This window comes from Methylorubrum sp. SL192 (assembly GCF_026672325.1).
In the GTDB taxonomy this organism is placed as follows: domain Bacteria; phylum Pseudomonadota; class Alphaproteobacteria; order Rhizobiales; family Beijerinckiaceae; genus Methylobacterium; species Methylobacterium extorquens.
Genome location: NZ_JAPPQV010000002.1, coordinates 25,843 through 32,994 on the forward strand (window position 1 = coordinate 25,843; position 7,152 = coordinate 32,994).

A 7,152-nucleotide genomic window follows, 5' to 3' on the forward strand; every position below is an offset into this window, starting at 1 on the left:
CGATGATGACCTGCACGCGGATCACAAGCGTCGAATACTACGAGTCGATGGCGCGGCAGATCCGGCGCGAGGCCGGCTTGAGCGCGCCCGACAGCCCGCTCGACGACACCGCCGCGGCCTACGCCCGCAAGATCGCGGACGCGGCGGCTTCGGAGGGCAGCGCGGCCTACGAAGCGGCGTACACGGCGGCGTTCGACCGGGCGCTGGCGACGCTGCGCCAGGGTCATACCGAGGGCCGCGACCAAGTCGCGTACTATACCGACAACGGCGCGGGCGAGGCCAACGGGGTGTGGTGGACGCGCGGCTCCGGATCCGAGGTCGGCCCGGGCTGGTTCGGCGACCCATTCCGCCTCTGCCCGGACGGGGGCGACGTCGATGGGCGGGTGCTGCGCGACCTCGCGGCTGGGCGCGATCCGGAGAGCCTGGAGCCGCTGGTGCGGGCCTCGGCCAACGGCGGGCGCAGCGTCGGCTACGACCTGCAGTTCGCCGCGCCAAAGAGCGTAAGCGTGCTGGCCGCCTTCGCCGGCCCGGAGGAGCGCGCCCGGATCCTGGCGGCGCACGATTGGGCGGTGCGCCGGGCGCTGGACTACGCGCACGCGGCCGGCCTGATCGTGACACGGACCGGGGCACAGGGCCGGCACCGCGCGCCGGCCGCGGGGGTGAGCGCGGCAGTGTACCGGCACTTCACCTCGCGAGCGCAGGATCCGCAGCTGCACAGCCACGCGGTGCTGCTCAACCTGTGCGTCCGGGCCAACGGCTCGACCGGAGGCCTCGACAACCGCGCGATCCTGAAGAACGCCGGTGGGATCGCGGCGCTGTATCGGAGCGAGCTGGCCAGCGGCCTTCGAGCGGAGCTCGGCTACGAGGCGGTGCGAGCCGGGCGCAACTTCGAGATCGCCGGTGTGGCCGAGCCGGTGCTGGAGCTGTTCTCTAAGCGGCGCGCGGCGATCGAGCGGGCGGCGCGGGAGCGGGGGTTCGACACGGCCCAAGATCGGGTCGCGGCCCAGGCCGCGGCCCACGGCACGCGGGCGCGCAAGGACCGGGAGACGCCGCTGGCTACCCTGGAGGTAGAGTGGGAGCGCCAGCTGATCCAGGCCGGCTGGGCGCGTGGGGCGGTGTTCGAGGGCGTGCGGATCGCCGCGGACGGGATCCGGGAGGCGCGGGTAGGCCCGGCGGCCGAGCGGCGGCAGCGCTTGGCCAAGGTCGGCCTTACAGAGGCGCTGGCGATGCAGGCTGTGGTGGAGGAGCGCGACCTCGTGCAGCGGGTCGCGGAGGCGCTGCAATGCGAGGCCGGGGCCGATGCGGTCTTGGAAGAGGTCGAGCGGCTGCGCAGGGACGGGGGCGTGGTCGCGGTCGGGCGCACGGCCGAGGGCGAGGCGGTGTACGCGACCCCTGAGATGATTGAGGCCGAGCGAGGAATGCTGCGCCGGGCCTACGGCCGGCAGGACGAGCGCGCGTTCGTGCCGGAGGCGGTGGTGAGGCGGGTGCTGGCGGAACGGCCGAGCCTGCGCGCGGAGCAGCGGGCGGCGGTGCGGCACGCGCTGAACCGCGACGGGGTCAGCGTGGTCGAGGGCAGCGCCGGCTCGGGCAAGTCGTTTGCCATGGCCAGCGTCGCCGATGCGGTGCGGGCCAGCGGCGGCGAGGTCTGGGCCATCGCGCCATCGTGGAAAGCGGTGAGCGTGATCCAGACCGACACGGCGACCGCCGAGGCGATGGCGCGGGCGGTGACCGGGTTCCTCAACCGGATCGACAAGGGCGAGATCGCGCTGGGGCCGCGGACGACGGTGATCGCCGACGAGGCCGGGATGATCGGCACGCGCGATCTCGCTGCGCTGGTCGAGGCCACGGGCGCGGCCGGGGCGAAGCTGGTGCTGAGCGGCGACACGCGCCAGCTCGCCCCGGTGGTGGCGGGCGCGCCGATGCGGCTGCTGGTCCGGGCGCTGGGGGCTGCTCGGATGGACGAGATCCAGCGGCAGCGTGGGCGCAGCGAGGCGGAGGGAGCGTGGATGCGGGCGGCGAGCATCGACTTCGCCGCCGGCCGGACCGGGAGCGCGCTGGAGGCCTACGACCGGGGCGGCGCGATCACCTGGGGAGCGGACCGCGAAGCCACGATGCAGGCCCTGGTCGCCGCGTATGCCGAGAGCCGCCTCGACCCAGAAGGGGCGCAGCGGACGCGGATTGTGCTGACGGGCTGGAACAAGGACGTGCGCGAGCTCAATGCGCGGATCCGGGACCGGCTCAAGCGCGACGGTCTGCTGCCGGAGGGGGCGGAAGTCGAGATCGCTGCGATCCCGCGCGGGGGCAGCCACTCCGAGCCGCTGGCACTGACGGTCGGCGACGAGGTGATGTTCGGGGAGAGTGTCGAGGTCGAGGGGCAGACGATCCGCAACGCCGACCTCGCCAGGATCGAGGCACTCTCAGGGGACGCGGACGACCCGATGCTGACGCTGCGGCTCGCGAAGGACGGGGCGCGACTGAGCGCCCGGGCGAGCGCGCTGGTCGGGTTCCGCGAACGAGACGAGCCGCAGGTGCCGCGTCTCCAGCACGCTTACGCCATGACGGTGCACGCGGCGCAGGGGGTGACGGTCGACGAGGCGTTCGTGGCTGACCTGCGTGGCACCGGGGCGGAGGCGACCTACGTGGCGATGACCCGGCACCGGTGCAGCTCGCGGCTTTTCGTCGACACCGACCGGATCCGGGAGCGGCTGGAGGCGGCGCGCTCCGGTATCCGGGCGGAGGAGCGTGGACTGCCGGGCAGCCGCAGCGGCGCGGACTCGGGGCTCGCCCCGATCGGCCACAGCGAGATCATGCAGGCCTATCTAGCGGAGAGCGCGAGCAGCGGCGGCAAGGCGAATGTCGCCGACTACGCCGGGACCGACCTGCACGGCTGGTGTGGTGCGCCAGTCCGATCGCGCGACGTCCCCGTACCGCCCGGCGGCAGGATGGGGCTGGAGCGCGAGGTGGCCTGGCGAGAGGCGATCGCCGGGATCGCCCCGCTTACCAACCGTGAGCCATCGTCGGTAGCCCAGGCGTTGCGGCAGCGCATGGACGAGCGCCTGCGTGCGCCGGCCTGCTACCCGATCCCGCGTCCAGACGGGTCGGAGCGGGCGATCCCGCGCGCTCTCGACGCGTTGGGGTGGCGGGATCGGTTCGGGCGGCTGGCGGCGATCCTGGGGCAGGGGCTGAGGCGCCAAGCCCGAAGTATCGCCGCCGCGCTGCAGGAGGCGCTCCCGAGCGGCGCCTCTGCCAGAGAGGCTATGGGCATGTCGCAAGATCGGATGCGAGCGATAGAAGAGCCCGTTAGCTCCTCCGCTGTCAGACGACCAAAAGCCGGGCCACCAGCCTACAGAAAGTAATCCTATAATAAGACTTGGAATAAGCAACAACTCGAATTGTGCCCATTGTCCGGATAAATAGCCATTTATACCTAGAAATTTGACAGTTCGACAGCCGTGCGCAAACCTCGTCCTGGAGCGGAAGCTCCCACCAGCGGTGGAGAGGCGAGATGACAAAACTGATCGGGATAGAGATATACTCATTTAGTATGGAGGAAGGTTTTAATGACGTCAAAACTTACGTTGTCGACGATGCACATACAAATATTAGACTTCTTTTGTATAGATTTGGCGGTTATGTTAATGCAGATGCAATTGAGGTTGTCTTTGAAATAGGTAAGATTTACCACATAATAAAAAACGGAAACCAAGATGGTCAAGTACATTTAGTTAAGATTGTTTTTTCCGGAGGTTCAAGTATTTATACATCAAAAGACAATTTAGAAAAGATAATTTTCTTAAGCAGTGATGGCGCAAACTAAATATAGCCGGTGAGTTATATTTAAATTTCGCAGCTACGACACGACTATATTTCCTCCCTCCGCACTCGGAGGGGGGAAATTAAACCCCAGTAAAATGCCGCAATCAGAGCCAATTTTTGTTCGTCATTCTTCGCATAAGGGCAGCTTACGGAACTGAACCCGCTGAGCCTCACCGCCACGTTTCGCACAGGGCCAGGAGGTTTGCCCCTACACATCCCATAATCCGAAGACCATTTAGCGGAACGGTTATGCTTCATATTTTCAAGCGCTCCCCTAGAGCAGGCTCTAGGGGAGCGTTGAGGCTGGGAGAGGTCGGTCCTGATTGACCTGTTGGCTATCCCACAGTTGGGGGGTGTGGGCAGGGTCTCACCAGGCGCGGTCCAAAATACCGAGCATGTCAGGTACCGCAGTGAATATACAGCTGCTGCGATACCTGTTTTGTGATTGATTTATTACTGACGTCTTGTGTTTTATACAAGCAACGTATTCTCATTAATTATGAAATTTTCCAAATAATTATCGACCAAATAACCGTCACGGTTGCTTGATGCAAAAACTCTCATTGTTGAGAAGTCTACTTTATCTCCATTGGAATAATCTGACGCATTATTGGGATTCATTCCTTCGATAAATTGATTGATGTCTATTTCTGGGGCAGCAAATATCTTCTTAATCGTTTCAGCGTCCGGCAAATATTGAAACTCAACTTGGGCGATATCGCCCATAGACCCGTCATCCCAAGTAAAATTTCCCTCGAAAGAGATTATATTACCGTTGTTATACCGCCAGCTGCTTGTTGTCGACAAATCAATAGATTGAATTCCGATCTCCTCAAAACTGAAAAAGCTATCGTTGACGAATGACGCGTCTCCGTTGGTATCGACCCATATCTCTAGATTGTTCCACGCACTGTCTTTGGCATCTAATACACCGTCTGCATTGCTATCGTAGCTGCTTAGCTGTGCGAATGAGTGGATTATATCCCTATTTGAGTGTACATAATCTCGCCCATTAGTCGTATCGACTAAGTAACCGGAGCCTGGTGAGCCCCACCCAGTCTGAATGTAATTTCCCTCGTTATGGACATCGAAAAACGCCGCGGACTCCTCGACACTAACTGTGGAGAGCGGCTTGCGATCAAGACTTAAAACGATCGGATCGTAGTAAGTAATATTCCAATTATTATCATAAAATGTCAAAGATTGGAACCCATCATTTGGTGGTACGTTGTAATGATTGCTGGTACTCCATAATCCGCCAGAGTATGTGTTATAACCCCCGTCCCACCCTCCATAAGACATAAACCCATTAAAGGTATTGCCATATCCGCTGTAGTTTACCGTATTGTTGTCTGTAAGAGTGGTGTTGTTGCCATCGCCGAATATATAAGTTGTAGTATTAACGTCAGCTGAAATATTAAGGTGATTGCCAGTTACCTCAACCCTTGAATCAGCATTCTGATGGAAATTCCCGCTATATGCAAAATGGAGAAAGTTTACTTCTTCTGTTGCCGCAAATTGACCATTCCCTCCAATGCTGATGCTACTTCCAATTCCATGAACATTCACGTTGTTTGAGCTGCCAGTTACGGACACGTTGCTGCTATTTCCTACAGATATACTATTGCCTTTTCCAACGACATGAGCGGACACGGAGTTTGCAAAGTGGAACGTCGAATTGTTGGCGTATATCGTTAGTCCTGACAGGTTTGACGCAGTACCTACGGAGGATCCAGCATCTGCGAGCGTTAAGGACTGATTATGGTCGATAAGCCCAACGTACCCACCGCCATAGACAGTGGCGGTAGTACCATTACCGCCGAGGTTCAGGCGTGTACTCCCGTTAACTCCGCTGATTGTTCCTGATCCAAAGAACCCTGCGTTTGTGTTGCTGTCGCCGTGCAGATGGAGGTTCGTTCCCTGACCATGAACGTTGCCGGTCGTGTCATGCGCAAATGTCACGTTGGCATGGTCACCAATGACCTCCAGGTTCTTGAGGCCGTAGCCGGTCGCGATGGAGAAGCCCCAGTTGCCCAGCGTCAGGCTCTGGTTGTTTCCCACAAGTCCGACGTAACCACCGACGCCATGCTCGCCGTAAACGGTCGCGCGTGTTCCATCTCCTCCCAGATTGATGGAGGTGCTTCCACGGACGCCACTGACCGTGCCCGTTCCGAAGAAGCCGGCGTAGCTGTTACTGTCGGCCTGCAGATAGACGTTTGTCCCCTGGCCATGAATGTTGCCAGAGGTGTTTGCAGCAAACGTAATGTTAGCCTGATCGCCCCGAACTTCTAGGTTCTTCACGTTGGGTGCGGTCGCCACCGAGAAACCCCAATTACCTAATACTAGTTTTTGATTGCTTTCAATCAGGCCAACGTAGCCGCCAGCTCCGTGATGTCCATACACCGTAGCAGAACTGCCGACTCCTCCAAGGTTCATAGATGTACTTCCGAAAATTCCATGTACAACGGAACTACTCTGCTCGGAAAACAAGCCAAGATAGCTGTTGCTATCATGCTGTAGATATATTGTGGACCCTTGAGTAAAAATATTTGCCGATGTGTCTGCGGCGAATGTGAATTCCGCATTGTTTACTGACGTTGATATATGCTGCCCGGATACAAATACCTTTTTAGATCCATTTGAGTCGCTCCACTCAACCGTTGGACTCTGACCCGGTATGTTGCTTTTTACGGAAATCTCTTGAACTCCAAACCCGTGGGCTATCGGAGTAAATGGGTATTGGTCCAAATTGTTTAAATCGGACTCCAAAGGTTGGTGCGAAATAGCCTTATTTAAGACTGTCGCGGCATTGCTGAGAAAGGAACCAAGATGATATAAAGATGACGACCCAACGCTGCCAGCGACATCAATAACTGATTGCGCAAATTGAGTTGCCCGATTTGGATCGTTTAAAACGATAGCCGCAATATCAACTATAGCTCCGGTCCAACCTAGAGCGATTGCCGCTGGTTTTATTTGAAGAAAAGAGGCTCCCGCTGAAGCTACAACGAGGCCGTTGCCTATGACTGCCGCAACGGAAGAAGCAAGCGCTAGATAATTACCATCAGCTTTGAAATCTCGTATTGCCTTTGTAGTTTGTACATTCATTGCAAATAAGCCGGCCGACATGGCCGCGCCTGGATTCAACGCAGCAAGCAAACCAGCGGCAGCTGCTGCTGCCTGTGCTTGAGTATTTAAGGTTGCAAGAGCAGAGCGGTCCGCTGAGTTATACGCGGTGTAGAGCGTATCTAATGTATTTGCTCCCGTAGTGCCGTAGCCAAAATATTGTATGAATTTCCCGTTGCTCGACATCCCAGATTCCTCTAGTCTTGCTTA

The 7,152-nt window shown here is 59.0% G+C and carries 3 protein-coding genes; 2 read left to right on the forward strand and 1 reads right to left on the reverse strand.

Features of this window, described 5'->3' with window-relative positions:
• Positions 1-5 precede the first annotated feature (5 nt).
• Both mobF and OVA30_RS01015 read left to right on the forward strand, forming a co-directional pair.
• A complete protein-coding gene (gene mobF / locus OVA30_RS01010) occupies positions 6-3,356 on the forward strand; it encodes a MobF family relaxase (protein WP_268174287.1) in 3,351 nt (1,116 codons plus the stop codon).
• Positions 3,357-3,505: 149 nt separating this feature from the next.
• Positions 3,506-3,817: a hypothetical protein gene (locus tag OVA30_RS01015; protein ID WP_268174288.1), complete on the forward strand. Its 312-nt coding sequence runs from the start codon at positions 3,506-3,508 to the stop codon at positions 3,815-3,817.
• 470 nt (positions 3,818-4,287) lie between these two features.
• Here the strand turns inward: OVA30_RS01015 and OVA30_RS01020 are convergent, their stop codons facing one another.
• On the reverse strand, positions 4,288-7,128 hold the full coding sequence (locus OVA30_RS01020) for a hypothetical protein (RefSeq protein ID WP_268174289.1): 2,841 nt from the start codon (positions 7,126-7,128) through the stop codon (positions 4,288-4,290).
• Between the last annotated feature and the right edge of the window lie 24 nt (positions 7,129-7,152).

What these genes read in the sequence shown, in the direction of transcription:
- OVA30_RS01020 (WP_268174289.1), bottom strand. Translation starts at nt 7,128, where the DNA reads ATGTCGAGCAACGGGAAATTCATACAATATTTTGGCTACGGCACTACG.
- mobF (WP_268174287.1), top strand. Translation starts at nt 6, where the DNA reads ATGACCTGCACGCGGATCACAAGCGTCGAATACTACGAGTCGATGGCG.
- OVA30_RS01015 (WP_268174288.1), top strand. Translation starts at nt 3,506, where the DNA reads ATGACAAAACTGATCGGGATAGAGATATACTCATTTAGTATGGAGGAA.